Source organism: Brevundimonas sp., assembly GCF_003248455.1.
Lineage (GTDB): Bacteria > Pseudomonadota > Alphaproteobacteria > Caulobacterales > Caulobacteraceae > Brevundimonas.
Genome location: NZ_QFNM01000004.1, coordinates 41,501 through 66,228 on the forward strand (window position 1 = coordinate 41,501; position 24,728 = coordinate 66,228).

Annotated in this window: 26 protein-coding genes; 7 read left to right on the plus strand and 19 right to left on the minus strand. The window is 68.1% G+C overall.

Annotated features, from left to right (window positions below):
* Positions 1 to 61: 61 nt before the first annotated feature.
* The 10 genes from flhA to DI624_RS02205 form a co-directional block, all read right to left on the minus strand.
* Complete coding sequence (flhA, locus tag DI624_RS02160) at positions 62 to 2,158, minus strand: flagellar biosynthesis protein FlhA (protein WP_291535852.1); 2,097 nt, start codon at positions 2,156 to 2,158, stop codon at positions 62 to 64.
* A 13-nt stretch (positions 2,159 to 2,171) separates the two neighbouring features.
* Positions 2,172 to 3,068, minus strand: coding sequence for a class A beta-lactamase (gene bla / locus DI624_RS02165; RefSeq protein ID WP_291535756.1), 897 nt, complete (start codon positions 3,066 to 3,068; stop codon positions 2,172 to 2,174).
* A 3-nt stretch (positions 3,069 to 3,071) separates the two neighbouring features.
* Positions 3,072 to 4,484 (minus strand): sigma-54-dependent Fis family transcriptional regulator, encoded by a 1,413-nt coding sequence (locus DI624_RS02170; RefSeq protein ID WP_291535757.1) that lies wholly within the window; start codon positions 4,482 to 4,484, stop codon positions 3,072 to 3,074.
* A gap of 41 nt (positions 4,485 to 4,525) precedes the next feature.
* Positions 4,526 to 4,858, minus strand: coding sequence for a flagellar motor switch protein FliN (gene fliN / locus DI624_RS02175; RefSeq protein WP_220675444.1), 333 nt, complete (start codon positions 4,856 to 4,858; stop codon positions 4,526 to 4,528).
* Positions 4,858 to 5,520 (minus strand): flagellar assembly protein FlbE, encoded by a 663-nt coding sequence (locus DI624_RS02180; protein ID WP_291535758.1) that lies wholly within the window; start codon positions 5,518 to 5,520, stop codon positions 4,858 to 4,860. Before DI624_RS02180 ends, fliN begins: the two co-directional genes overlap by 1 nt.
* 1 nt (position 5,521) lies before the next feature.
* Positions 5,522 to 6,556, minus strand: a complete 1,035-nt coding sequence (fliG, locus tag DI624_RS02185; protein ID WP_291535759.1) for a flagellar motor switch protein FliG — start codon at positions 6,554 to 6,556, stop codon at positions 5,522 to 5,524.
* Positions 6,556 to 8,193 carry a flagellar basal-body MS-ring/collar protein FliF gene (gene fliF / locus DI624_RS02190; protein ID WP_291535760.1) on the minus strand — a complete coding sequence of 546 codons (1,638 nt, stop codon included), beginning with the start codon at positions 8,191 to 8,193 and terminating at the stop codon, positions 6,556 to 6,558. The genes fliG and fliF overlap by 1 nt, the downstream gene beginning before the upstream one ends.
* Positions 8,194 to 8,270: 77 nt before the next feature.
* Positions 8,271 to 9,353, minus strand: a complete 1,083-nt coding sequence (locus tag DI624_RS02195) for an alpha/beta fold hydrolase (protein ID WP_291535761.1) — start codon at positions 9,351 to 9,353, stop codon at positions 8,271 to 8,273.
* Positions 9,354 to 9,376: 23 nt separating this feature from the next.
* A complete protein-coding gene (locus DI624_RS02200; RefSeq protein WP_291535762.1) occupies positions 9,377 to 10,006 on the minus strand; it encodes a uracil-DNA glycosylase family protein in 630 nt (209 codons plus the stop codon).
* Between the two features lie 136 nt (positions 10,007 to 10,142).
* The gene (locus DI624_RS02205; RefSeq protein WP_291535763.1) at positions 10,143 to 10,448 is read right to left on the minus strand and encodes a DUF3253 domain-containing protein; all 306 of its coding nucleotides are present in this window, start codon (positions 10,446 to 10,448) and stop codon (positions 10,143 to 10,145) included.
* Positions 10,449 to 10,496: 48 nt separating this feature from the next.
* Here DI624_RS02205 and DI624_RS02210 point away from each other — a divergent pair, with 48 nt between their 5' ends.
* Positions 10,497 to 10,931, plus strand: coding sequence for a PaaI family thioesterase (locus DI624_RS02210; protein WP_291535764.1), 435 nt, complete (start codon positions 10,497 to 10,499; stop codon positions 10,929 to 10,931).
* Here DI624_RS02210 and DI624_RS02215 read toward each other — a convergent pair.
* From DI624_RS02215 to DI624_RS02230, 4 genes are all read right to left on the minus strand, one after another.
* The gene (locus tag DI624_RS02215) at positions 10,915 to 11,553 is read right to left on the minus strand and encodes a YoaK family protein (RefSeq protein ID WP_291535765.1); all 639 of its coding nucleotides are present in this window, start codon (positions 11,551 to 11,553) and stop codon (positions 10,915 to 10,917) included. The genes DI624_RS02210 and DI624_RS02215 overlap by 17 nt on opposite strands.
* Before the next feature lie 6 nt (positions 11,554 to 11,559).
* Positions 11,560 to 12,180, minus strand: coding sequence for a glutathione S-transferase (locus tag DI624_RS02220; protein ID WP_291535766.1), 621 nt, complete (start codon positions 12,178 to 12,180; stop codon positions 11,560 to 11,562).
* 40 nt (positions 12,181 to 12,220) lie between these two features.
* Entirely contained in the window at positions 12,221 to 13,495 is a 1,275-nt protein-coding gene (locus DI624_RS02225) for a nucleoside transporter C-terminal domain-containing protein (RefSeq protein ID WP_291535767.1), read from the minus strand.
* 133 nt (positions 13,496 to 13,628) lie between these two features.
* The gene (locus tag DI624_RS02230) at positions 13,629 to 14,507 is read right to left on the minus strand and encodes a branched-chain amino acid aminotransferase (protein ID WP_291535768.1); all 879 of its coding nucleotides are present in this window, start codon (positions 14,505 to 14,507) and stop codon (positions 13,629 to 13,631) included.
* An 88-nt stretch (positions 14,508 to 14,595) separates the two neighbouring features.
* On the opposite strand from DI624_RS02230, the gene DI624_RS02235 reads away from it, so the two are divergent.
* The 3 genes from DI624_RS02235 (at position 14,596) to DI624_RS02245 (ending at position 17,262) form a co-directional block, all read left to right on the plus strand.
* Positions 14,596 to 15,327, plus strand: a complete 732-nt coding sequence (locus DI624_RS02235; protein WP_291535853.1) for a response regulator transcription factor — start codon at positions 14,596 to 14,598, stop codon at positions 15,325 to 15,327.
* A gap of 3 nt (positions 15,328 to 15,330) precedes the next feature.
* A complete protein-coding gene (locus tag DI624_RS02240) occupies positions 15,331 to 16,698 on the plus strand; it encodes an ATP-binding protein (RefSeq protein ID WP_291535769.1) in 1,368 nt (455 codons plus the stop codon).
* Between the two features lie 84 nt (positions 16,699 to 16,782).
* Positions 16,783 to 17,262: a hypothetical protein gene (locus tag DI624_RS02245; protein ID WP_291535770.1), complete on the plus strand. Its 480-nt coding sequence runs from the start codon at positions 16,783 to 16,785 to the stop codon at positions 17,260 to 17,262.
* Between the two features lie 10 nt (positions 17,263 to 17,272).
* On the opposite strand, the gene DI624_RS02250 is transcribed toward DI624_RS02245, so the two are convergent.
* From DI624_RS02250 to DI624_RS02260, 3 genes are all read right to left on the minus strand, one after another.
* Positions 17,273 to 18,070, minus strand: coding sequence for a pyrroline-5-carboxylate reductase dimerization domain-containing protein (locus DI624_RS02250; protein WP_291535771.1), 798 nt, complete (start codon positions 18,068 to 18,070; stop codon positions 17,273 to 17,275).
* Positions 18,070 to 18,573 (minus strand): YbjN domain-containing protein, encoded by a 504-nt coding sequence (locus DI624_RS02255; RefSeq protein WP_291535772.1) that lies wholly within the window; start codon positions 18,571 to 18,573, stop codon positions 18,070 to 18,072. Before DI624_RS02255 ends, DI624_RS02250 begins: the two co-directional genes overlap by 1 nt.
* Before the next feature lie 76 nt (positions 18,574 to 18,649).
* Positions 18,650 to 18,949 carry an accessory factor UbiK family protein gene (locus DI624_RS02260; RefSeq protein ID WP_291535773.1) on the minus strand — a complete coding sequence of 100 codons (300 nt, stop codon included), beginning with the start codon at positions 18,947 to 18,949 and terminating at the stop codon, positions 18,650 to 18,652.
* 174 nt (positions 18,950 to 19,123) lie between these two features.
* On the opposite strand from DI624_RS02260, the gene lgt reads away from it, so the two are divergent.
* The 3 genes from lgt to pgeF are packed head-to-tail and all read left to right on the plus strand — an operon-like array spanning position 19,124 to position 21,869.
* Positions 19,124 to 19,993, plus strand: coding sequence for a prolipoprotein diacylglyceryl transferase (gene lgt / locus DI624_RS02265; protein ID WP_291535774.1), 870 nt, complete (start codon positions 19,124 to 19,126; stop codon positions 19,991 to 19,993).
* On the plus strand, positions 19,990 to 21,087 hold the full coding sequence (locus DI624_RS02270) for an SAM-dependent methyltransferase (RefSeq protein WP_291535775.1): 1,098 nt from the start codon (positions 19,990 to 19,992) through the stop codon (positions 21,085 to 21,087). Before lgt ends, DI624_RS02270 begins: the two co-directional genes overlap by 4 nt.
* Positions 21,088 to 21,098: 11 nt before the next feature.
* Positions 21,099 to 21,869 carry a peptidoglycan editing factor PgeF gene (gene pgeF, locus DI624_RS02275; RefSeq protein WP_291535776.1) on the plus strand — a complete coding sequence of 257 codons (771 nt, stop codon included), beginning with the start codon at positions 21,099 to 21,101 and terminating at the stop codon, positions 21,867 to 21,869.
* On the opposite strand, the gene lpxC is transcribed toward pgeF, so the two are convergent.
* A complete protein-coding gene (gene lpxC / locus DI624_RS02280; protein WP_291535777.1) occupies positions 21,866 to 22,765 on the minus strand; it encodes a UDP-3-O-acyl-N-acetylglucosamine deacetylase in 900 nt (299 codons plus the stop codon). The genes pgeF and lpxC overlap by 4 nt on opposite strands.
* Positions 22,766 to 22,978: 213 nt before the next feature.
* A complete protein-coding gene (gene ftsZ, locus DI624_RS02285) occupies positions 22,979 to 24,574 on the minus strand; it encodes a cell division protein FtsZ (protein ID WP_291535778.1) in 1,596 nt (531 codons plus the stop codon).
* Positions 24,575 to 24,728: the final 154 nt, after the last annotated feature.

Sequence of the window (24,728 nt, forward strand, 5' to 3'; positions counted from 1 at the left end):
AGCGGGACGCGATCCGGCGTCAAACCTCATTATGGCAAGGCGGCCGGCGCCCGCGTCGCGCTCAGACTTGGCCCAGGGTCCGCAGCCGGGCCTTGGGATGGATTTCGTTCTGGCTCATGACCACCGTCTGGCCGCGGAAGCGTTCGATGATCGAACGAACATAGGGCCGGGTCATGGGGCCGGTCAGCAGCACCGGGTTCTCGCCCGACATGGCGATACGCTCGAAGGTGTCGCGCACGGCGCGGATGAAGTCCTGAAGCCGCGACGGGGCCATGGCCAGTTGCTTGTCCTCGCCATTGCCGATCAGGCTTTCAGAGAAGGCGGCCTCCCATTCCGGCGACAGGGTGACGATGGGCAGCGCCCCCTCCCCGTCCTTGTTCTGCCAGCACAGCTGACGCCCCAGGCGCGCGCGGACGTGTTCGACCAGGGTCGTGACGCTGGAACTGTGCGGCGCCGCCTCCGCCAGGCCTTCCAGGATGGCGGGCAGATCGCGGATCGACACCTTCTCGCGCAACAGGGCCTGGAGCACCCGCTGCAGGGTCGTGACCGTGACCACGCTGGGGATCAGTTCCTCCACCAGCTTCTTCTCCTCGGCGCCCAGGTCCTTCAGCAGCTTTTGCACCTCGGCATAGGACAGCAGGTCCGCCATGTTCTCCTTCAGGATTTCCGTCAGGTGGGTCGTCAGAACGGTGGACGGATCGACAAGGGTGTAGCCTCGGAACGTCGCCTCTTCCCGCAGGCCTTCCTCGATCCACGTCGCCGGCAGGCCGAAGGCGGGCTCGCGCATATGTTCGCCGGGCAGTTCGACCTGACGTCCAGACGGGTCCATCGCCATCAGATGGCCCAGGCGCACCTCGCCCGCCCCGCTCTCCATCTCCTTGATGCGGATGGCGTAACCCTGGGTCGGCAGGCGCATATTGTCCAGAATGCGGACCTGGGGAATGACGAAGCCGTACTCCTGGGCCAGCGACCGGCGCAGGGCGCGGATCTGGTCGGTCAGCCGCCGTCCCTCCAGGTCGTTGATCAGGCTGAGCAGCGAATAGCCCAGCTCGATCTTGACCTCGTCGATGGTCAGGACGTTGGCGATCGGCTCCTCGGCGTCCTCTTTGGGGTTGGCGGCGGCCTCGGCGGCGGCGCGCTCGGCCTCGGTCGGCTGGGGCTTCAGCCGGTTGCGGCCCAGACGCCAGGCCATGAAGCCCGAACCGATGGCCAGGGCGGCGAAGGGGATCAGCGGCATTCCGGGGATCAGGCCGATCAGGCCCGCCGCCCCCGACACCACGCCCAGCGACACGGGGTTGGTGGCCAGCTGCGTCACCAGGGCCTTGTCCGCCGTGCCCTCCACGCCCGCCTTGGACACCAGGAAGCCGGCGGCGATGGAGATGATGATGGCCGGAACCTGCGTCACTAGGCCGTCGCCGATGGTCAGCTGGACATAGGTGTTGGCGGCCTCCATCGCCGGCATGCCGTGCTGCAGCGTGCCGATCAGAATGCCGCCGATCACATTGATGAAGGTGATGATCAGGCCCGCGACCGCATCGCCGCGCACGAATTTCGAGGCGCCGTCCATCGCGCCGAAAAAGGTCGATTCCTGCTCCAGCTCCTTGCGGCGGGTCTTGGCCTGGTCCTCGGTGATCAGGCCCGACGACAGGTCGGCGTCGATGGCCATCTGCTTGCCGGGCATCGAGTCCAGGGTGAAGCGGGCGGACACTTCGGCGATCCGGGTCGATCCCTTGGTGATGACGACGAAGTTCACCACCAGGATGATCGAGAAGATGATCACCCCGATGATGAAGTTGCCGCCCATCATCAGCTGTCCGAAGGCGTTGATCACCTGGCCGGCGGCCTCGTGCCCCTCCTGGCCATGCGTCAGGATCAGCCGCGTCGAGGCCAGGTTCAGCCCCAGGCGGAACAGGGTCGAGACCAAGAGGACCGTCGGGAAGATGGCGAAGTCCAGCGGCCGCTTCATCATCACGGCCGTCATCAGGATCAGCACGCTGGACACCAGCGAGATCGCCAGCAGCAGGTCCAGAAGCATCTTCGGAACCGGCAGGATCAGCAGCATGATCACGCCGATCACGCCGACCGCCATCAGCACTTCGCCGCGGTTCAGCCAGCTCAGCACATCGCGCCCGGTCGGCCGCGCCATGCCGTCCTTCATCAGGACGGGCGCGTCAGTCACGGCCCATCGCCCTGAAGACGCGGCGGGTCGCCTCGGAGATCACGGCGTCCCGCTGGTCCTCCGTGGCGTGGGCCGCGCCGGTGAAATAGGTCGCCAGCACGATGGGCGAACCGGACAGGGGAATGGCCATGCCGATGTCGTTGCCGGTCCCGTTAGCCCCCGTGCCGGTCTTGTGGGCGATGGTCCAGCCCGCCGGCGCGCCGGCCCTGATGCGGTTCGGGCCGGTCGGCGAGGCCGTCATCCAACCCTGGATCATCTGGTCGTGCTCGGGCGTCAGCCGGTCGCCGAAAGCCAGTTCGCGAATGTTCGCCACGGTCTGGTCGGGCAGACAGGTGTCGCGCGGGTCGTTGGGCAAGGCGGTGTTCAGGTCCGGCTCCAGGCGCGAGATCAGGGTGGTGGTGTCGCCGAACCTGGGCCACCACGAACGCCATACGGCGATTCCGCCCATTTCGCGGATCAGGATATTGGCGGCCGGATTGTCGCTGACCTCGACGGCGGCCTGCATCAGTTGGCGGATCGTCAGGGTGCGGCCGACAGCCCTTTCGGTCACGGGCGCGTGGGGGATCAGGTCGGCGCGCACCACCGCCACGGCGCGGTCCAACTGCTCCTCGTCCCGCTGAACCCGCTCCAGCGTGGCCGCCGCGAGGAAGGCCTTGAACGTCGAGCAGAAGGGGAACCGCTCCTGGCCCCGCCAGGAGACGCGGCGCTGACTGCCGATGTCGAACGCCGCGACGCCCAGCCGTCCGCCATGGCGCGCTTCCAGATCCGACAGCAAAAACTCGGGCTGGTCGTCTTCGGCCTCGGGCGTGTCGCGACGCGGATAGCAGCCGGCCAGCGCCAGCGCGCCCGCGCCGCCGATCAGCGTCCTGCGATCAAAGCCCCGCCGCATCCGTCAGGCCGCATAGCCCGAGGCCGCGACCCCGCTCTGCGGCGCCGGGATGGCCGCGCCTTCGTCGGCGTATTCGTTCAGCTTGTTGCGCAGGGTGCGGATCGAGATGCCCAGGATATTGGCCGCATGGGTGCGGTTGCCCAGGCAGTGGGTCAGGGTGTCCAGGATCAGCGTCTTCTCCATCGCCGCCACGGTCTGGCCCACGAAGCTGCGGGTCACGGCGTCCGCCGCCTGGGCCGCGCGGGCGGCGACGCCGCCTTGCGGCGCCTCATAGGCCCGGCCCGCCGTCAGGGACCCGCCCGTTCCCGACAGCGGCTGGCCGTCCGGCAGACGGATGGCGTCCACGTCGATTTCGGGTCCGGTCGCCAGCAGCACCGCCCGGTGCATGGCGTTTTCCAGTTCGCGCACATTGCCGGGCCAGCGATGGGCGGCGATGGCCTGGCGCGCTGCGGCCGACATGGGGCGCGCCGGCACGCCGTTGGCGGCGGCGTATTTCTTGATGAAGTGATCGGCCAGCACGCCGATGTCGCCCGGCCGCTCGCACAAGGACGGCAGGCGCAGGTTCACCACGTTCAGCCGATACAGCAGATCCTCGCGGAACGTCCCTTCGGCCACGGCCTTGGCCAGGTCGCGGTTCGAGGTGGCGATGATGCGGATGTTGACCGAAACGGGCTTGGAGCCGCCCACGCGGTCGATGACCCGTTCCTGGATGGCGCGCAGCAGCTTGGCCTGGAGCCGGGCGTCCATCTCGCTGATTTCGTCCAGCAGCAGGGTGCCGCCGTCCGCCTCTTCGAACTTGCCGATGCGGCGCGCGACGGCCCCGGTGAAGGCGCCCTTCTCGTGGCCGAACAGTTCGGATTCCAGCAGGTTGTCGGGAATGGCGGCGCAGTTGACGCTGATGAAGGGCTTTTCAGACCGGCGCGAATGTTCGTGCAGATACCGCGCCATCACCTCCTTGCCGACGCCGCTTTCGCCGGTGATCAGGATCGAGGCCTCGGAGCGGGCGACCTGATCGGCCAGTTGCAGCACGGCCTTCATCGACGGATCGGCCGAGATCATCGGCTTTTCGTCGTCGGCGACGGCCGACAGGACGGCGGCGATCAGCTCGGCGTCGGGCGGAAGCGGGATGAATTCCTTGGCTCCGGCCTTGATCGCGGCGGCGGCCTCTCGCGCATCGGCGTCGACGCCGAAGGCCACCACCGGAATGGTGATCCGCTCGGCCTCGTTGGCGGCGATCAGGCCGGCGATGTCCAGTTGATAGTCGACCATCAGCAGGTCCGCGCCCTGCCCGCGCCGCAACTGCTCGGTCGCCTGATCGGCGCGTTCGACATGGTTGACCTTGGCGCCGTGCGCCATGGCCATCTTGACCGCCGAAGCGAGCTGGCCGCTCAGTCTGCCTACCACCAGAAGACGCATCGTTCTTCTCCTCTAATCGCTGTTTCGAACCGCGTCGCCCGTCAGGCGCCGCTGTCCTCGGTCTTGATGATTTCCGTCATGGTCACGCCCAGACGATCGTCGACGACGACGACCTCGCCGCGCGCGATCAGGCGGTTGTTGACGAAGATGTCGATGGCCTCGCCGACCTTGCGGTCCAGCTCCAGCACCGAGCCCTTGTTCAGTTTCAGCAGTTGGGCCACCGACATGTGCGACTTGCCCAGCACGGCCGAGATGTTGACCGGCACGTCGAAGACGGTGGCCAGGTCGGCGGCGGTCTTTTCGCCCGCGTCGTCGATGGGCGGCGGGCCGGAAAGGGCGGAGAATTCCTCCAGGGCCAGGTCGTCGGACGCCATCAGAACATGCTCCTGTCGACGGGAAGGGTTTCGGCGTGTCCGGCCTCCGCCGCCAAGGCGGCCGTCAGGGCCTCGGCGACGCGCTGGGCGGACATCTGCGGATCGTGGTCGGCGCGGCCGTCCGCCCATTCCAGCTGGAAGGCGGCGGGATGCAGGCCCGGCTCGTCGCGGAAGGCGACCGCCCCGGTGAAGCCGCTGTCGGCGCAGGCTCGTTCGATCAGGCCCCGCGCGGCCTCGTCCAGGTTCGAGGCGCGCACCACCAGGCGCGGCGAGGCGTCGATCTCCTGGGCCAGGATTTCCAGCGCGGCCTTCAGCGGCGCCTGGGGAAAGCGCTCCAGCGCGGCGCCGGCGATGGCGCGGGCGGCGGCCAGGGCCAGGGCGGCCGACTGCTCGCGATGCGCCTGGGCCGCCGCCCGCAGGGTCGGCATGGCCGCAGCGGCGGCCTGGGCCACGCTGGTCAGGGCCAGGGCGCGGATGTTCTCGATCTCGGCCAGGGCTTGCTGACGCGCCTCCAGACGCCCTTGCGCCACCAGGGCGTCGACCTCGGCGGGGAGATAGGCGCGCTTGGCGGGCGTCCAGGCGCCGGGGCGCACCACGGCGCCGTCGGCGTCGAACTCGGTATCGAAGGCGAAGGGGCGGCGATGTTCGGCGGGCGCGGTCATGTCAGTAGATCAACTCGTCGTCTGCGCCCTGGCCGGCCAGCATGATGTCGCCCTTGGCGGCCAGATCCTTGGCCACCTGGACCATCGCCATCTGGGCGGCGTCGACATCCTTTAGGCGCACCGGGCCCATCGATTCCATGTCCTCGCGCATGATCTTGGAGGCCCGCTCGGACATGTTGGAGAAGAACATCTCGCGCAGTCCCTCGGAGGCGCCCTTCAGCGCCAGGCCCAGCGAATCCTTGTCCACGCTGCGCAGCAGGGTCTGTATGCCGCCGGGGTCCAGCTTGGACAGGTCCTCGAACACGAACATCAGGGCCCGGATGCGTTCGGCGGATTCCCGGTTTCGCTCTTCGAGGGCGCCGATGAACCGGGCCTCGGTCTGGCGGTCGAAGCTGTTGAAGATGTCGGCCATCATCTCGTGGCTGTCGCGCTTCGACGTGCGGGCCAGGTTCGACATGAATTCGGTGCGCAGCGTGGCCTCGATCTTGTCCAGGATCTCGCGCTGCACCGGCTCCATGCGCAGCATCCGCTGGACGCATTCCAGGGCGAAGTCCTCGGGCAGGCTGGTCAGGACGCGGGCGGCGTGGTCGGTGCGGACCTTGGACAGGATCACCGCCACCGTCTGGGGGTATTCGTTCTTCAGATAGTTGGCGAGCACCGCCTCGTTCACATTGCCCAGCTTGTCCCACATGGTGCGGCCGGCGGGACCGCGAATCTCCTCCATCAGACCGTCGACGCGATCCTTGGGCAGAAAGGCGCTGAGCAGCTTCTGCGTCTGTTCGTAGCTGCCCATCACCGAGCCGGAGCCGGACAGGCCCGAGACGAATTCGATCATCAACGCCTCGACCGCCTCGGCCGTGACATTGCCCAGGGTCGCCATCGCCTGGGAGATCTCCTTGACCTCGTCGTCGTCCAGCCGCTCCCACAAGGCGGTGTGCTCCTCGCCCAGCGCCAGGAGGATGACGGCGGCCTTCTCCGGCCCCGTCAGCTTGTTGGGGTCCTCGACGGCGGACTTCTTGTTGACCAGCTTCGCCATCAGCCTTCGGCCACCCAGGTGCGCAGGATGCCGGCCGCCTCATCGGGATGCGACTGGACGAAGTCGGCGACCTTCTTGACCGAGGACGCCTTCACCTGACCCTCGATGCGGGCGATGTCGATCTTCTGCTCCATCTCGCTGGGCGGGGGCAGCTGGACCATCTGCGGCTGGCCGTCCGGCCCGATGATGGTGGTCGTCACCGGCGTCACCGACGCCCCTTCGGACGAGACCAGCGCCGGCAGGTTCGTTCCGCCCGCCGCCGTCTTCAGCAGCGGTCGCAGCACGAAGAAGATCAGCAGGACGCCGGTGATCAGCAGAACCAGCAGCTCCACGCCCCGCATGATGTCGTTCTTGGAGAAGTCGAACATCGAAGAGGCGCCGTCCAGCCCGCCGGCGACGCCGGTGTCGTGGTTGAAGCGGACGTTGACGACCTCGATCTTGTCGCCGCGGCTTTCGTCGATGCCGGCGGCGGCGGCGACCAGCGACTTGATCTGGTTGATCTCCTCGGTGGTGCGCGGGGCGTAGGTCGCCTCGCCCTTGCCGTCCTTGGCCGGCGTCCACTTGCCGTCCACGGCGACGGCGACGGCCAGCTTCTTGACCTCGCCCGGCTCCTTGGTCGTGGTGGTGGTGGTGTTGGAGATTTCGTAGTTGGTGGTCTCGGCGTTCTCGGCGTTGGTCGAGCCGACTGGGGTCGTCGCCGGCGCCGCGCCGCCGGGGATGTTGTTGGTCGCCGTCACCCCGCCATCGGGTTGGCCGGTCGTGTCGCTGGACTGGGAGCCGTTGGTGGTGGTCGAGCGCACCACCTGGCCGTCGGGATCGAACTTCTGCTCCTGGGTGGTCGAACGGCTGTGGTCGATGTCGGCCGTCACCTGCACGCGCGCGGCCCCCACGCCGACAACGCCCTCGACGATGTCCTTGATGCGGGCCTGAAGCTGGGCTTCGGTATTGCCCTTGGCCTCCTCGGCCGAGGCGGAGTTGAAGCCCTGGTCGTCGCCGCCGGCGGCCAGGGTGCGATTGTTCTGGTCGGCCACGGTGACGCGGTCGGGCTTCAGATTCGGCACGGACGACGCCACCAGATTGCGGATCGCCCGCACCTGGTCGCCGGTCAGATCGCGTCCGCCAACGCCGACCAGGACGGCGGCGGTCGGTTCTCCGGCGGCGGAGGTGAACATTTCGCGGCGCGGCATGGTGATGTGAACGCGGGCGGCGGTGATGCCGCGCATCGACATGATGGTCCGCGACAGCTCGCCCTGCAGGGCGCGCTGCTCGTTCAACTGCTGCTGGAACTCGGTCTGGCCCAGGACCGATTGGTTGTCGAACAGCTCGTAGCCGACCGAGCCGGACGTCACCAACCCCTTGCCCGCGACCAGCATCCGGGCCGCGCCCACCTCGTCGCGATTGACCATGATGGTCGAGCCGTCGCCCTTGGACGAATATTTGATGTTGGCCTGATCCAGGGCGGCGGTGATCTCGCCCGCCTCGCGCAGGTCCAGGTTGGAATAGAGCAGCGCGTCCGGGGCCTGGCCCATGCGCAGCATGACGGCAACCAGCACGGCGGCGACGCCGGCGGCGACGCCGAGCACCGCCGCCAGGCGGCCGATCCCGAACTTCTGCAACGCCGCCGTAAAGCCGCCCACGCGATCCCGCCCCAAACTCGCGGGAAATGCTCGCGCCCCGCTAGGCAGAAAATGCCGCCTGGATGGTAAACGTCGCGTTAAGAGTGAGGCTTGGCCGGCCGCCGCTCCAGTTGGGACAATACGGCCGGCGCCCCGGACGGCAGCGGCGCCTGGGGATCGCGCAGCCAGGCGGCGACGTCGCGATAGACGATCTCCGCGTCCAGATCGCGATCCAGCAGGTGCCAGCCGTGCGGATACCAGGCGGTCCGAAGCATTCCGCCTTGCGCTTGGGCGCGACGCAGGGCCGCGCGCATCTGATCGGGCTTCACCACCTCGTCGTTGGCGCCGTACATCAGTATGGCGTCCCCGCGGATGCGGCCCAGAGTCCGCGCCGAGGTCTCCATCAGGTCGACCAGGCCGTAGATGGTGTCGAACCGGGTCGCCAGAATGCTCATCGGATCGCGCCCGTTGCGGACCAGCTCCAGCGTATTGGACGAGGCGTGAATGCCCCGAGTGATGAAGGACGGCGGCTCCAGCGCCACATTCCCCAGCGCCCGCGCCGCCAGATTGATCGCCAGGCTGTTGAACGGCCCCTGCGACGACCAGCCCCAGACGCCGGGCGCCAGCAGGACCACGCGATCCGCATCCGGCGGATCGTCGGAGGCGAAGGCGGCGACCGCCACCGAACCGCCCATGCTTTCGCCCACGACGGCGACCACGGCGCCGGGATGGCGGGCGCGGGCCATGGCCACGGCCTCTCGCACATCGTCGGTCATCCGCCGTCGGCCCGCCCAGACGCCTCGCCCCGGCGCGCCGCCGAAGCCGCGCTGATCGAAGGCCCAGGTCTCGATCCCCTGTTCGGCCCACCACGGCCCGGCCAGGCGAAAACTGGCGTTGTGATCGTTCATGCCGTGCAGGGCCACGATCACCGCCCAGGGCGCGCGATCCTTTGGTCCCCATTGCAGCAGCGGCAGTCGCGCGCCGTCCGACATGACGAGGGCCTTGTCCTCGACGTGCGGTCCGACGAAGCCCGGCGGCGGCGTCAGAGGCGGCTGGATATGGGGCGCGGCGCAGGCGGAAAGGGCCAGGGAGGCGGCCAGCGGCGCCAATCTTTTCAGATCAGGCCGGCGAAAGCCGGGACCGAGCACTTTGGACGAAAGGCGGTCAAACAGCGTCGTCATCGTTCGTCCCACGCACAGCCTCGCTAAAGAACCGGGTCCCGGCTTTCGCCGGAATGAGCGGACATTGAAGGGGCGAGGATCCCGCGCACCCGTTCCCGCAGATAAGGCACGACCTCGGCCTCGAACCACGGGTTCTTCCTCAGCCAGGCGGTGTTGCGCCACGATGGATGCGGCAGGACCAGAACATCTGGCGCATGGTCGCGCCAGGCCCGCACCGTCTCGGTCATGTTGCGCCCCGCCCGCCCGCCCAGCGCCCAGGCCTGGGCGTAGCCGCCGACCAGCAGAGTCAGCGCCATGCGCGGCAGGGCCTCCAGCAACTGCGGCCGCCACAGGTCGGCGCACCGTGTCGGCGGAGGATGGTCGCCGCCTTTCGGGGCCGTGCCGGGATAGCAGAAGGCCTGGGCCGCTACGCCGATGCGGCGGTCGGCGTAGAAGGTCTGGTAATCCACGCCCATCCAGTCGCGCAGCCGGTCGCCGGACGGATCGGTGAACGGCAGGCCGCTTTCATGCACTCGACGCCCCGGCGCCTGGCCGCAGATCAGCAGGCGGGTCTCCGCAAACACCCGAACCACCGGACGCGGCGTATGCGGCAGCACGCCGGCGCAGGCGCGACAGGCGCGGATTTCGTCCAGAACGGCGTCAAGATTTCTCACGACCCGCTCATCCCCGCGAAAGCGGGGACCCAGATCTTTGGGCGCTCCGTTTTCGCCGATCTTCAGCGATATCGATCCCAAACGCCTTGCCTCACAAAGGACTGGGTCCCCGCTTTCGCGGGGATGAGCGGGAAGTTTAATCCTCGATCTCGTCGTTCGCCGCCGGCGGACGACGGCTCAGCGCCAGGGCGGTCTCTTCGGGCGTGGCCTGACGCAGGCGCGTGACGCCCTTGAAATCGTCGGGATCGACCGCCTTGCCCTTCTTGGTGATGGTCAACTGGCCCTGGCGCATCAGGCCCAGGGCTGCGGCGCGCACCTTGGGCAGCATCCGCCGCCACTGTTCGGGCTGTAGCGTCTTGGCCACTTCGGCCGGCTCGATGCTCTGGCCCGGCTCCAGCGAGGCGATTTTATTCAGGATTGCGGTTTCGATCGGATCGCTCATTGCGCCTATATGCTGCACCGCACGCCCAGAAGTAAGGCCGTTACCTCTATGCCGAAGAAAATCACCATCACCGAAGGCGAATTCGCCGGCTGGCAGACCTACGACCTGCACGACACCTTCGACACCGTGGTCGGCCCCTTCTACGGCCGGCCCGACCCCGACGGCCAGATGCGCTGCGCCTTCCGCGCAGAGCAGAAGCACATGAACGCGGGCGGACGGATGCATGGCGGCTGTCTGATGACCTTCGCCGACATCGCCATGTTCCAGATCGCCTATCAGGAGATGGAGGGCGCCTCGGGCGTCACGGTGCAACTGGACTCCACCTTCATCGACGGCGGCTATGTCGGCGAACTGATCGAGGCGACCGGCCAGGTGACGAAGGCGGGCAAGAGCCTGATCTTCGTGCGGGGTCAGATCACGACGGGCGAGCGACTGCTGATGACCTTCTCGGGCGTGATCCGAAAGTTCACGCCGCGCGGCTGAACCGCGTCACGACCGCCAGCAGAAAGGCGAAGGCCGCCGCCGGCCACAGGGCCGCCAGCCCCAGCCGGCCGAAGGTCAGGGCTCCCACGACCGCGCCGCCCGTCAGCCCGGCCCACAGGATCAGATAGGGGCCGAACCCCCAGCGGTCGCCGCCCATGACCGCCGCCGCCAGGCTCTGACCCAGCTTGACCAGCGTGCCGGTCATATAGGTCAGGCTGACCGCCACCTCGCCATTTCGCAGGAAGACCGAATTCTCGGCCGCCATCGCCATGACCATCAGGCCGATGGCCACGGGCTTATGGCCCGCCCAGGACGCCAGCGCTGCCAGCGTCAGCAGGCCGCCCTCGAACGCCAGCACGCGGCTGCGCGAACGTCCCTGCCGCCCGCGCGCGATCAGGGCGCCGAAGAAGGATCCCATGACGAACAGGATCAGAATGCCGGCCAGGCCGCCCGCCGCCGCCCATCGCCCTTCGGCCAAGCTGGCCGCCAGACGGGTCGAGTTGCCGCTCATGAACGAAACGAACACCCCGCCCAGTTGCAGAAAACCCAGGCTGTCGACATAGCCCGCCAGCACCGCCAGCGACAGCGCCAGCGCCCGATGGGGAGGCGGCAGGGCGCGCACGGCGGCTCAGACCCCGGCCTTGGCCGCCGGCCGCGCGCGGCAGGTGTCCAGCCAGCGCGCCAGGTTTTCGAACTCGGCCGGCGGGCTGTATTTGACCACCCGTGCGAAATCCAGCCCCACCACGCCCACGATGTCGGCGATGGTGAACCGGTCCAGCGCCAGGAAGGTCCGGGTCGCCAGATGGGCGTCCAGCGTGCGCATGAACCGTTCGGCCGACAGGCGGTTGTATTCGGCGACCTGGGGCATCTGGGTCGCCTCCAGCGCCGCCAGCGCGGGGTGGGTGTGGCGCACGTTCAGCATGATCGGCGTCGCCAGATAGAATTCGCACCGGCGCGTCCACATCTCCACCTCGGCCTGTTCCAGCGGGTCCCGGCCGAACAGGTTCGGCTCGGGATGCAGCGCCTCCAGATAGCGGCAGATGGCGATGGATTCCGACAGGATCGTCCCGTCGTCCAGTTCCAGCGCCGGCAGGTGGGGCACGCCGACGCGATCGCGGAAGGCGGGCTTCTTGTGCTCGCCCGTCATGATGTCGATCTCGACCATCTCCACGTCGGCCACGCCCTTCTCGGCCATGACCCAGCGCACCCGTCGCGGGTTCGGCGCACGATTGGAGGTGTAGAGTTTCATGACCCGGCCTCGTCGGCCTTCAAGGCCGTCGATCCCAAGGCTAGCCCCCGAAGACGGCGGCGGGCAAGGCGCCCACGACGGCGGCGGTCATCAGCGTGGCCAGGAAGCCGGCGAACAGCCCCTTCCAGATCATGCCCAGCACCTCTTCGCGTCGTTCGGGCATCAGCACCGACAGGCCCGTCACCGTGATGCCGACCGAGCCGATATTGGCGAAGCCGCACAACGCATAGGTCATCAGCATCCGCGTCCGCTCCGTCATCTCGGCGGCCGGCACCTTGCCCAGGTCGATGAAGGCGACGAATTCGGTCAGGGTCAGTTTGACGCCCAGCAGCCAGCCGGCGACATCGGCGTCCTTCCACTCCACGCCGATCAGCCAGGCGACGGGAGCGAAGACCCAGCCTAGCATCCGCTCCACCGTCAGCGGCGCGTCGAACACCGTGAAGCCGCCCAGCATGACGTTGACCAGGGCCACCAGGGCCACGAACACGATCAGCACCGCCGAGATGTTCAGCACCACCATCAGGCCGTCGGACGTGCCCTTGACGATGGCGTCGATGGCGCTGTCGTACTTCAGCGCGGAATCGTAGTCGGCCACCGCCCCGCCCATGCCCGGCTGTTCGGGTATGATGATGCGCGCCAGCAGCACCCCGGCCGGCGCCGAGACGATGGAAGCGACCAGCACATGGCCCGCCGCATTGGGCAGGACCGGCGCCAGTATGGTCGCATAGGCCACCATGGTCGAACCGGCGACGGTGGCCAGGCCGACCACCATCATCAGGAAGATTTCCGACCGGGTCAGCTTGTCCAGATAGGCGCGGATGACGATGGGGCTTTCGATCATGCCCAGGAAGATGTTGGCCGCCACCGCCAGGGCCGAGGCGCCGCCCAGACCCATCGTCTTCTGGAACAGAAAACCGAAGCCCAGGGTGATCCACTTCAGGATCCGCCAGTGCCACAGCAGGGCCGAAAGCGCGGAGATCACCAGGATCAGCGGAAGCACCTGAAAGGCGAAGGTGAAGAGGGCGCCCTGGTTCTGCACCGCATAGGGCTGGTCCCCGCCCGCCAGATAGCCGAAAACGAACTTGGTGCCCTCGGTCGTGGCGACCGCCAGGCCGTCGACCGCCCCCGTCACCGCCGCCAGAACGGCCTGGGAGCCAGGAATGGCGAACAGAGCCAGCACCAGCAGGGCCTGGACCGCGATGGCCCCGATGGTCAGCCGCCAGGGAAAGGCGCGCCGGTTCTCGGAGATCGCCCAGCAGACGGCGACGATGACGACCACGCCGAGCAGGCTCTGGAGGTTCAGAATACTGAACATGAAAGACGACCCCCGTATCCGGCGCGTCGGCCGGTCCTCATTCGCTTCAATGACAAACCAGCGTAGCTGGCAAGCGAAACGAAAAAAGGGCGGCCCCTCCAGGACCGCCCTCATCTTGTCTTCGCGCGCAGGTTTAAAGCTGGCCGCGCACCAGCTTGCCGTAGTGGTCCATCAGGTCCAGCGACAGGGCGCCGGGCGTGAAGCGGTATTCGCCCGCTTCCGCGACCGGCGTCACCTCGACGGCGGTGCCGGTCAGGAAGCATTCCGAGAAATCGGACAGTTCTTCCGGCAGGATGTCGCGCACCACGACCTCGACGCCCTTTTCCTGGGCGATCTCGATCACGGTCTGGCGGGTGATGCCGTCCAGGATGTGGTCCACCTTGGGCGTATGGATGACGCCGTTCTTGACGAAGAAGACGTTGGCGCCGGTGGCCTCGGCGACATAGCCGCGCCAATCCAGCATCAGGGCGTCGGCGAAGCCGCGCCGCTCGGCCGCATTCTTGGACATGGTGCAGATCATGTACAGGCCCGCCGCCTTGGCCGTGGTCGGCGCCGTCGTCGGATCGGGCCGGCGCCACTTGGACCATTCCAGGCGCAGGCCGCGCTTCTTGACCTCGGGGTCGAAATAGCTGGGCCAGTCCCACACGGCGATGGCCAGATGGACCTTGTTGTTCAGGGCCGAGACGCTGGTCTGCTCCGGCCCCAGATAGGCGACCGGGCGCACATAGCAGTCGGTCAGGCCGTTCTTGGCGCAGGTTTCGTTGCACAGGGCGTCGATTTCGGCGACGCTGTAGGGTATCTCGAAATCGAGCAGGTTCGCGGACCGCTTCAGGCGCTCCGAATGCTGGGTGAGCTTGAAGATTTCGCCGCCATACATACGCTCACCCTCGAACACCGACGAGCCATAGTGGAGCGCGTGGGTCAGAACGTGCGTTTTCGCTTCCCTCCAAGGAATGAAATCGCCATTCACCCAGATCCAGCCGTCACGATCGTCGAAAGGAACGAAGGCCATTGAAATACGTCTCCCGCGAAACTGACGGTCTTAGAGCCTCACGAATCGTTCAGGTCAACGCCCGGAGCGGGGGAAACGTCGTATGAGCATGACGGAATCGCGTCCGCATGGCCGTTCCGGCCCCATCGCGGGGCCGGGTGTGGGTCGCCACCTGCTGATCGTCGACGACGACGACCGCATTCGCGAGCTGCTGAAGGAATTCCTGGCGCGCGAGGGCTACCGCGTCACCGGCGCCGCCCACGCCGCCGCCGCCAAGCGGATGATGGAGTTGATCGAGTTCGACCTGGTCGTTCTGGACGTCATGATGCCGGGCGAGAGCGGCCTGGACCTGACCACCTGGGTCCGCAACAAGGCCGAGTTGTCCAAGACGCCGGTGCTGCTGCTGACCGCGCGCGGCGATCCCGAGGATCGGATCGAGGGCCTGTCGCGCGGCGCCGACGACTATATGTCCAAGCCGTTCGAACCGCGCGAACTGGCGCTGCGCATCGACGCCATCCTGCGCCGCACCGGCGGCAAGCCCATCGGTCCCAAGGAGATCAAGCTCGGCGCCGCCGTCTTCGATATGGAGCGGCTGGAGCTGACGCGCGACGGCGCCCCCCAGCGCCTGACCGAAGCCGAGGCGCAGCTGCTGAAGACCCTGGCGCTTCACGCCCATGCGCCGGTCGAGCGGATGAGCCTGTCGCCCGACACCGCCGACATCACCGGCCGCGCCGTCGATGTCCAGGTCACGCGCCTGCGCCGCAAGCTGGAGACCGATCCCAAGAACCCGCGCTATCTCCAGACCGTGCGCGGCGTCGGCTATATGCTGGCGCCCGACTGATCGATGCGGCTGCTGCCCGCCTATCTGTGGCCGCGTTTCCTGAAGCGGCGCCTGCCGACCTCGCTGTGGGGCCGGTCGCTGCTGATCATCGTCCTGCCGGTGCTGGTCATGCAGATGGCGGTGACATGGGTCTTCTTCGACGCCCACTGGCAGACCGTGACCGCACGCCTGTCCGAAGGCCTGGCCGGCGACATCGCCTGGGCGGTCCAGAGTTATGAGGACGATCCCACTCAGGCCAACCTGGACAAGCTGGCCGACCGGGCAGAGCGGTCCATGTCTCTGTCCATCGTGCTTCAGGAAGGCCGCACCCTGCCGACCGAGACGCGGCGCGGGGCCATCGGGGTGGTGGACCGGGTGCTCGACCGCGCTCTGGATGCGCGGCTGGACCGGCCCTACTGGTTCGACACGACCCGCTACCCCGCCTATGTCGACATCCAGGTCCAGGAGCCGCAAGGGGTGCTCCGCATCATCGCCCCGCGCGAGCGGGCGGTGGCGACCCAGGCCCATATCTTCGTCCTGTGGCTGGCGGTGGCGACCGTCCTGCTTATGGGCGTCGCCATCCTGTTCATCCGCAACCAGGTCCGGGCCATCGAACGGCTGGCCGATGCGGCCGAAGCCTTCGGGCGCGGCGAGACGGTGCCCCGGTTCAAGCCGCATGGCGCGCGCGAGGTGCGCGCCGCCGCCGTCGCCTTCATGGCCATGCGCGACCGCATCCAGCGGTATATCGACCAGCGCACCGCCCTGCTGGCCTCGGTCAGCCACGACCTGCGCACGCCCTTGACCCGTCTGCGGCTGGAACTGGCCCTGGCCCCGCCGTTCAAGCGCCAGGCCGCCATGCGCGGCGATCTGGACGAGATGGAGCATATGATCGACGAATATCTGGACTTCGCGCGCGGCGAGGCGGGCGAACCGCCCAAGCCCGTCTCCATCTCCGATCTCTTGCAGGTGGCGGGCGAGGATGCGCGGCGCGCGGGCGCTGTGGTCGACGTATCGGTTCCCGAGGGGATGACCGCCTCGGTGCGCCCGCTGGCGTTCAAACGCGCCGTGGTCAACCTGGCCGGCAACGCCGCCTCGCACGGCGAGCACGTGCGCTTGTCGGCGCGCGCCCTGGCGTCCGGCGGGCTGGAGGTGGTGGTGGAGGATGACGGTCCCGGCATCCCCGAGGCCATGTATGACGAAGCCTTCCGTCCCTTCTCCCGGCTGGACGAATCCCGAAACCAGAACCGCAAGGGCGTGGGCCTGGGCCTGGCCATCGCCCGCGACGTGGCGCGCGCGCACGGCGGCGACGTGACTCTGGATCGGAGCGAACTGGGCGGGCTTAAGGCGACCGTGCGCGTGCCGGGCGCGGTCTCCATCGTCGAAAACGCCTGAACCGCTCGGATTCCTGTGCGCCGGCCCTAGCGAAATCGACGGATCGGGCTCATCTTGGTTGGGACAGGGGCAAGGAGATCACAGATGATGCGTAAACTCGCCTTCTTCGCACCGCTGGCGGCCACGCTCGCCGCCGCCGCCATCGCGCAAGCGCAGGCGCCCGCCGTCAATGTCGTCATCGGCCCGGACCTTCAGCGCGAGGTCGAGAAGTTGGGCGACCGCGAGGTCAACGACCAGGTCGCCAGCCTTCAGGCCGAGGTCGGCAAGGCCCTGGCCCAGCGCTACCCCGGCGCGACGGCCAATCTGGTTCTGGTCGATCTGAAGCCCAATCGGCCCACCATCGAACAGGTTCGGCGCACGCCGGGTCTGGACCCGATCCGCAGCGTCTCCATCGGGGGCGCCGCCATCAAGGGCGAGATCGTGCTGGCCGATGGCGAGACGCGGCCGGTGGACTACGCCTACTTCTCGCCCGATCTGCGCGACGTCTGGGGCTACAGCGTCTGGCGCGACGCGGATCGCGCGTTCGAGCGGTTCGGCGCCCAGATCGAGCGCGGGCGCTTCTAACCGCGCCGGCTCAGGCGCCCATCTCGCGGTTGCGGCGGACCGCCGCCGCAACCGTGTCGATCAGCATCGTCTTCAACCGCTCGTTCTGGTCAAGGGCGTCCAGGCCCGCACGCGTCGATCCGCCCGGCGAGGCGATGCGGCCGATCAAGGCGTCCAGGGCGTCGTCGCCCATCGAATCCGCCGCCGAACGCAGTGTGGCGCGCGCCAGGACATCGGCGGTCGCCGCATCGAGCCCCGCCGCCTCTCCCGCCCGCGCCAGGGCGTCGGTGAAGGCGTAAAAATAGGCCGCGCCGGATCCGGCCACCGCCGTCGCGGCGTCCATCAGGGTTTCGTCCTTGAGCACCACGGTCTCGGCCATCGGGGCGAACAGCTCGCGCCCCACCGCCTCCGCCCGCGCGTCCGCCGACCAGACCGAGGCCACGCCGCGCCCGCGCGACACCCCTGTCGTCGGCATGACCCGCACGATGGGCCAGCCGCCGATCCCTTCCGCCAGCGTGGGGGCCGCGACGCCCGCCATCACCGACAGGATCACCGCCCGATCGTTCAGGAAGGGCGCTATCGGCGCCATGACATCGCGCCAGATCGCCGGCTTGACCGCCAGGACCACGACACGCGCCTGCGTCAGGGTCTCCAGCGGCGGATTGATCCGCGCGCCCCTGGTCCGCGCCGCCTCGGCGGCAGGCTTTTCCGAAGGACTTAGAACGATCAGGTCTTCGGCCGCGACCGTTCCGGTCAGCAACCAGCCTTCCAGAATCGCCGAACCCAATCGGCCGCAACCGACCAGAACGATAGGCCCCTGGGCAATCATCAGGCGGTGCCGACGGTCTCGAACAGGCAGGCGTCGATGGCCTCCTGCGGCTTCTTGTTGCCGCGCACCATGAAGTCGAAGGCCGGATAATAACGATCCGAGGCTTCGATGGCCGCGTCGATCATCGAGGCGGCCTGGGCCAGGGTCGGGCGTTCGCCCATCGGCAGGGCCAGCGAATGGCGGAAGACGATCTCGCCGTCTTCGGCCCAGACCTCGAAATGCCCCATCCAGGTGCGCTGGTTGATCAGGCCGACCAGTTCATAGGCGGCCGTCTTGCGGCTCTTGGCCACCTTCAGGTCCAGGGCGCAGCACAGCTGAAGGCAATCGCCCTCGGGCCGCCAGGCGAACCACAGCTCGTAGTCCTTCCAGTCGCCGGCCAGGGCGAAGGCCAAGTCGCCGTCGTCCGTACGGTCGAACGGCAGGTTCTCGGCCGTCAGAACATGCTCGACGACCTCAAGCGGGTCGAACGGCACGTCCGTTTCCTCTGGCCGGGCGATATCCATCAATAGTCTCGATTCGAGCTGCGTCCGCGAGAATCGCGGGCGTTAACAGAACGGTAAGCCTGTTCGCAGATTCGGCTCAACCGGCTGCGTCCCCGGGTTGAGTTCCATCTGTGGACGTTCCCTTCACAGGCTTGGCGGCCGGCTTTCCTGCCGGTTTCTGGGCGGCCTTCAGCTCTGCGATTTCGGCGCGCAGGGCGGCGATCTCGTCCTTCAGCACATCGAACTCGTCGCGGCGGACCAGGTCCATCTCGGCGGCGATCCGGTCGGCCTGGGCGCGCCAGGCGGTCTTGGCCTCTTCGCCTGCGGCCTGGGCCAGACCCATGGCGCCGGTCGTCAGCTTGGCGAATTCGTCCAGGATGGGATTGCGGGTCTGCATGGCGGGCTCCGACCGTGACGTCGTTAACGAAGGTTCACCGACTATGGTGAACGAAACCTTTCTTTCTGCTGCTTCGGCCGCGCCATCAAGCCGTCGCGATCCTTCTTCACAGGCGACGGGCGTTGCGACGCTTGCTAAACCCCTGTCGAAGACAGGCCAGCACAGGAAGCCCCCTTGCCCTTTCCCGAATTCGATCCGGTCCTGATTCATCTGGGGCCGCTTCCGATCCGCTGGTACGCCCTGGCCTATGTCGCGGGCATCGTGCTGGGCTGGTGGTATGCGGCGCGCCTGGCCAAGACCCAGCGGCTGTGGGTGCCGGGCAAGGCGCCGATCACCTCGAACCAGCTGGACGACCTGGTGCTGTGGATCGTGCTGGGCATCATCCTGGGCGGGCGGCTGGGCTACGCCCTCTTCTACAAGCCGGTCATGTACGCCCAGCTGTTCACCGGCCAGACGTGGGGCGAGCGGCTGGAGCTGTTCCAGCTCTGGACCGGGGGCATGAGCTTCCACGGCGGCTTCCTGGGCGTCGCCCTGGCCATCGTCCTCTATGCTCGGTCGCAGAGGATCGACATGCTGCGCCTGGGCGATCTGGTGGCGCCGGTCGTGCCCATCGGCCTGATGTTCGGCCGCCTGGCCAACTTCATCAATGGCGAGTTGTGGGGTCGCGAGACGACCGTTCCCTGGGCCATCCGCTTCTGCAACGCCCGCATCGAACAGATGTACGGCTTCTGCCCCGCCGGAAACGCGCCCCGCCACCCCAGCCAGCTTTACGAAGCCGGTCTGGAGGGGATCGTGCTGTTCTCCATCCTCTCGCTGGCGATCTGGAAGTTCGATCTGCTGAAGAAGCCGGGCTACATCACCGGCCTGTTCCTGGTCGGTTACGGCGTCTGCCGCGCTGCGCTTGAGAATGTGCGCGCGCCCGATATCGGCATGCCCGACTTCCCGCTGGGCCTGACCATGGGGATGATGTTGTCGATCCCGATGATCCTGGTCGGCGCCTGGCTGATCTGGCGCGCCTGGAGCCGCCCGCCCGACGCAGCATGAGCGCCGCCGACACCCTGAAGGCGCGTCTGGCGCGCGAGATCGCCCTGACGGGACCGATGACGGTCGCCGACTATGTTACACGCTGCCTGCACGATCCGCGGGACGGCTATTACGCCTCGCACCCCTCGCTGGGCGAAGGCGGCGACTTCATCACGGCCCCCCTGGTCAGCCAGATGTTCGGCGAACTGATCGGCCTGTGGGCGGTCGAGACCTGGAATCGCCTCGGCGCGCCCGAGCGATTCCGCTTGGTCGAGGTCGGTCCCGGCGACGGCACGCTGATGAGCGACGCTCTGAAGGCGATCACGGGGGCCGCCCGTTTGGCGCCGGGCTTCCTGGAAGCCTGCGACCTGATCCTGATCGAACCCAGCGCGCCGCTGCGCGATCTCCAGGCCAAGGCCTTGGCCGGCGCGGACCTGTCGCCGCGCTGGGCGCGCGATCTGGGCCGGATAGACACCGACGCCCCCGTCATCCTGATCGCCAACGAAGTGCTGGACTGCCTGCCCGCCCGCCAGTTCGTCCGCACCGAGGGCGGCTGGGCCGAGCGCCGCATCGGCGTCGACGAACGGGGCGAACTGATCTTCGGCCTGACCGCCATCACCGGCGGCTTCGCCAAGCCGGATTTCGACGTTCCGCCCGGCGGCGTGGTCGAGATTTCGGAGCAGCAGGCGATCTTCGGCCGGGAGCTGGGCCTGCTGATGAAGGCCGCTACGGGTGCCGCCCTCCTGATCGACTACGGCCGCGCCCGGCCCGAGGCGGGCGACACCTTGCAGGCCCTGTATCGCCACCGGAAGGTCGATCCCCTGGCCGACCCCGGCGCGGCGGACCTGACGCAATGGGCCGACTTCCCCCTGGTCATGGAGGCCGCCGTGCGCACCGGCGCCGACGTCACCGGCTGTCTGGCCCAGGGGGACTTCCTGCGTCGGCTGGGCATAGAGGCCCGCGCCCAGGCCCTGAAGGCCGGCCGACCGTCCGCGGCGGCCGTCATCGACCGCCAAGTGCATCGCCTGACCGCCGACGACCAGATGGGAACCCTGTTCAAGGCCGCCGCCATCTTCGCGCCCCGCACTCTGGTCGTGCCGGGCTGGGAGGTCTGATAGAAGGGGGCATGAGCGATCTGGCCCCTATCACCCATCCGCTGCTGACCGCCGCCGGCGTCGCCCACGGCTTCTTCACCCGCACGGGGGGCGTCTCGACCGGCCTTTATCGGGGGCTGAATGCGGGCGTCGGGTCCAAGGACGACCCCGCCGCCGTGGCGGAGAACCGCCGCCGCGTCGCCGCCCATTTCGCCGCCACGCCCGGCCATCTGAACGGCTGCTATCAGATTCACTCCGCCGTCGCCCGCGTCGCCGAGGGACCCTGGAACGGCGACCGGCCGGAAGGCGACGCCGTCGTCTCGACCGAACCGGGCCTGTTGTGTTCGGTCCTGACCGCCGACTGCGCGCCGATCCTGATGGCCGATCCCGACACGCGCATCGTCGCGGCGGTTCACGCCGGATGGAAGGGCGCCCTAGGCGGCGTGATCCATTCGTCTGTCGCCGCCATGCAGGCCCTGGGCGCCGAGCCGCGCCGCATCCTGGCCGTCGTCGGCCCCTGCATAGCCCCGGCCAGCTATGAGGTCGGCGTCGATTTCCAGGACCGTTTTGTCCATCACGATCCCGCCAGCAAACGGTTCTTCCGGCCCGGCGACACGGCCGACAGGCGCCGGTTCGACCTGCCCGGCTTCGTGCTTTGGCGCTTGCAGCAGGCCGGCGTCGACCAGGCGGCCTGGACGGGCCACGACACCTGCGCCGACGCCGAACGCTTTTATTCGAACCGCCGCGCCTTCCAACAGGGCGAGCCGGATTTCGGGCGGCTGATTTCGGTGATCGGGGTTTAGCCCGCCTGCGCCAGTTCGGGCACGCGCGTCACTTCGCGCCAGGCCTGGGGATTGGCCAGCAGTTGGCGGACCAGCTTGTTGTTCAGCGCGTGTCCGGCCTTGTAACCCTCGTACCGGCCCAGCAGCGGCGCGCCCAGCACATACAGGTCGCCGATGGCGTCCAGCGCCTTGTGACGCACGAACTCGCGTTCCATCCGCAGGCCGCCGGGGTTCAGGATGTCGTCGCCGTCGATGACCACCGCGTTCTCCAGCGACCCGCCGCGCGCCAGCCCCGCCTGACGCAGGGCCTCGACCTCATGGGCGAAGCCGAAGGTGCGGCAGGCCATGATCTCGCGGCGGAAGGTCGGCTCGTCCACGACGAAGTCGATGACCTGATTGCCGATGGCCTTGGACGGAAAGTCGATCTCGAACCGCATTTCGAACCGGTCGCACGGCATCAGGGCGGCGTGTTTGTCGCCCTCCACCACATGGACCGTCTCCAGGATTTCGATATAGCGCTGCGGCGTCGGCTGCGGGCGGAACCCCGCCCGGTCCAGCAGTTGTACAAAGTCCAGAGCCGAACCGTCCAGGATCGGCAGTTCCGGCCCATCCACTTCGACGACGGCGTTCGACACGCCCAGGGCCGAAAAGGCGGCCATCAGATGCTCTATGGTCGACAGGCGAACGTCGTCGCCATTGGCGATCATGGTGTTCAGCCGAGCGTCCACCACAGCCTCGCCCGAGACCGGGATACGGTTGTCGCGATCGGTCACGTCGGTGCGCACGAAGACGATGCCCGCGCCGGACGGCGCAGGCCGAACCGCCAGCCGCACCCGGCGGCCCGTGTGCACCCCGACGCCGGCGATGATGGCCGGCGCGACGATGGTGCGTTCGTGATGGTCGTTTCTGACCGACAACCGAAAACTCGCTCTTTCAATGCGCCCCGCAAATCGCGCGGATTACGCCCCGACTTCCGTTTAGCGGCCGCGCCGCAACGACAAAACCAAAGTCCGGTTTCGGATTGTTTCGGTCCGAAACGCCCCACGCTCCCTCCGAACACGAACGCCGAACGCCCCGAGGCCTGCGACCTCGGGGCGTCCTGATCGACCCTATGTCAGGATCGGGGTCTCTTAGTTGGCCAACCGGCGGAGAAAGGATGGGATTTCCAGGTCGTCATCGGCCTGTCCCGCCTCCGGTTCCGGTTGCGGCGCGGCCTGGGCCGAACCGCGCGTCTGATGCCCGTGCTGGGGCGCATAGCCCATGTCGGCCTGCGGCTGGGCGCGCTTGCCCCGGCCGAACAGGCTCCAGCCGCTGCGACGATGGTCGCGATCGTCATAGCCGTCATCGGCATGCGGCTGGTGCTGCGGTTGCGCCGCCGAGCGCTCGCCATACAGGTCGCCCTGCGGCGCGCGCGCCGCGGCGGGCGCGCGGGTCTCGTATTCCTCGACCCAGGGATCGACGATGGGGTCCAGGGCGCGCGGCTGCGGTTCGGCGACGCGGATCACCGGCTCGGGGCGCGGCTCCGGCTCGCGGGCGGGCGGGGCCTGAAAGGTCGGCACGACCGGCGCCGGCTCGATGCGCGGTTCGGGGGCGCGCGGCGCCTCGGCGCGGGCCGGCTCGCGATAGGTTTCGCGCGTCGACTCGGGCGGACGCGAAGCCTGCGCGCCGTAATGCCCGCCGGCCGCGCGACGCGCCTCGTGGGTGGCGAGCGGCGCGTTGGAGGAGGCCTGGGGCGCGATCGGCTCGATCCGGCGCACCTCGCCCTCGTCCATGCCGGTGGCCACGACCGACACGCGGATCTTGCCGTCCAGCGCCGGGTCGAAGGCGGCGCCGAAGATTATGTTGGCGTCGCCGTCCACCTCGGCCGAGATGGCGTTGGCGGCCTCGTCGACTTCCAGCAGGGTCATATCCAGACCGCCGGTGATGTTGACCAGCACGGCCTTGGCGCCCTTCAGGCTGGTTTCGTCAAGCAGGGGGTTGGCGATGGCGTTCTGGGCGGCCAGCAGGGCGCGGTCGTCGCCGGTCGCCTCGCCCGTGCCCATCATCGCCTTGCCCATCTCGGACATGACGGCGCGCACGTCGGCGAAGTCCAGGTTGATCAGGCCCGGCAGGATCATCAGGTCGGTGATCGAGCGCACGCCCGAGTGCAGCACCTGGTCGGCCATGCCGAAGGCGTCGGCGAAGGTGGTGCGTTCGTTGGCGACGCGGAACAGGTTCTGGTTCGGAATGACGATCAGGGTGTCGACATAACGCTGCAGTTCGGCGACGCCTGCATCGGCCAGACGCATCCGGTGGCGGCCTTCGAAGGTGAAGGGCTTGGTCACGACGCCGACGGTCAGGATGCCGCGGTCGCGCGCGCATTTGGCGATGACCGGTGCCGCGCCGGTGCCGGTGCCGCCGCCCATGCCGCAGGTGATGAACACCATGTGGGCGCCTTCGAGGTGCTGATGGATCTCGTCGGCGGATTCCTCGGCGGCGTTCATGCCGACCTCGGGGTGGGCGCCCGCGCCTAGGCCTTGGGTGATCGTCTCGCCCAGTTGGATGCGGCGATCCGTCTTGGCAAAGCTGAGGTGTTGCGCGTCGGTGTTGGCCACGACGAACTCGACGCCCTCCAGCCCGGCGTCGATCATATTGTTCACGGCGTTGCCGCCGGCGCCGCCGACGCCGAACACGACGATGCGGGGCTTCAGTTCAGTATGTTGCGGCTTGACCAATGAGAGCGACATTTTCGTGTTTCCGACCTGCTGACCCGCCCCTTCCAACCAACCGACCGCCCCGCCGAATCGCCTTGGTTATGAGCGCGTTAAGGATTGCGCCCACGAAGGTTAAGAGAAGGTTACGGCGATAATGTGAGTCGATACCGGCGCGCAGGTCTTTTTC

What these genes read in the sequence shown, in the direction of transcription:
- DI624_RS02180 (WP_291535758.1), bottom strand. Translation starts at nt 5,520, where the DNA reads ATGACCGCGCCCGCCGAACATCGCCGCCCCTTCGCCTTCGATACCGAG.
- DI624_RS02205 (WP_291535763.1), bottom strand. Translation starts at nt 10,448, where the DNA reads ATGAGCGATCCGATCGAAACCGCAATCCTGAATAAAATCGCCTCGCTG.
- ftsZ (WP_291535778.1), bottom strand. Translation starts at nt 24,574, where the DNA reads ATGTCGCTCTCATTGGTCAAGCCGCAACATACTGAACTGAAGCCCCGC.
- DI624_RS02225 (WP_291535767.1), bottom strand. Translation starts at nt 13,495, where the DNA reads ATGTTCAGTATTCTGAACCTCCAGAGCCTGCTCGGCGTGGTCGTCATC.
- DI624_RS02245 (WP_291535770.1), top strand. Translation starts at nt 16,783, where the DNA reads ATGATGCGTAAACTCGCCTTCTTCGCACCGCTGGCGGCCACGCTCGCC.
- DI624_RS02255 (WP_291535772.1), bottom strand. Translation starts at nt 18,573, where the DNA reads ATGGATATCGCCCGGCCAGAGGAAACGGACGTGCCGTTCGACCCGCTT.
- DI624_RS02170 (WP_291535757.1), bottom strand. Translation starts at nt 4,484, where the DNA reads ATGCGTCTTCTGGTGGTAGGCAGACTGAGCGGCCAGCTCGCTTCGGCG.
- DI624_RS02195 (WP_291535761.1), bottom strand. Translation starts at nt 9,353, where the DNA reads ATGACGACGCTGTTTGACCGCCTTTCGTCCAAAGTGCTCGGTCCCGGC.
- DI624_RS02240 (WP_291535769.1), top strand. Translation starts at nt 15,331, where the DNA reads ATGCGGCTGCTGCCCGCCTATCTGTGGCCGCGTTTCCTGAAGCGGCGC.
- pgeF (WP_291535776.1), top strand. Translation starts at nt 21,099, where the DNA reads ATGAGCGATCTGGCCCCTATCACCCATCCGCTGCTGACCGCCGCCGGC.
- DI624_RS02250 (WP_291535771.1), bottom strand. Translation starts at nt 18,070, where the DNA reads ATGATTGCCCAGGGGCCTATCGTTCTGGTCGGTTGCGGCCGATTGGGT.
- flhA (WP_291535852.1), bottom strand. Translation starts at nt 2,158, where the DNA reads ATGAAGGACGGCATGGCGCGGCCGACCGGGCGCGATGTGCTGAGCTGG.
- bla (WP_291535756.1), bottom strand. Translation starts at nt 3,068, where the DNA reads ATGCGGCGGGGCTTTGATCGCAGGACGCTGATCGGCGGCGCGGGCGCG.
- DI624_RS02230 (WP_291535768.1), bottom strand. Translation starts at nt 14,507, where the DNA reads ATGGCCTTCGTTCCTTTCGACGATCGTGACGGCTGGATCTGGGTGAAT.
- DI624_RS02210 (WP_291535764.1), top strand. Translation starts at nt 10,497, where the DNA reads ATGCCGAAGAAAATCACCATCACCGAAGGCGAATTCGCCGGCTGGCAG.
- fliN (WP_220675444.1), bottom strand. Translation starts at nt 4,858, where the DNA reads ATGGCGTCCGACGACCTGGCCCTGGAGGAATTCTCCGCCCTTTCCGGC.
- DI624_RS02270 (WP_291535775.1), top strand. Translation starts at nt 19,990, where the DNA reads ATGAGCGCCGCCGACACCCTGAAGGCGCGTCTGGCGCGCGAGATCGCC.
- fliG (WP_291535759.1), bottom strand. Translation starts at nt 6,556, where the DNA reads ATGGCGAAGCTGGTCAACAAGAAGTCCGCCGTCGAGGACCCCAACAAG.
- DI624_RS02260 (WP_291535773.1), bottom strand. Translation starts at nt 18,949, where the DNA reads ATGCAGACCCGCAATCCCATCCTGGACGAATTCGCCAAGCTGACGACC.
- DI624_RS02220 (WP_291535766.1), bottom strand. Translation starts at nt 12,180, where the DNA reads ATGAAACTCTACACCTCCAATCGTGCGCCGAACCCGCGACGGGTGCGC.
- DI624_RS02235 (WP_291535853.1), top strand. Translation starts at nt 14,596, where the DNA reads ATGACGGAATCGCGTCCGCATGGCCGTTCCGGCCCCATCGCGGGGCCG.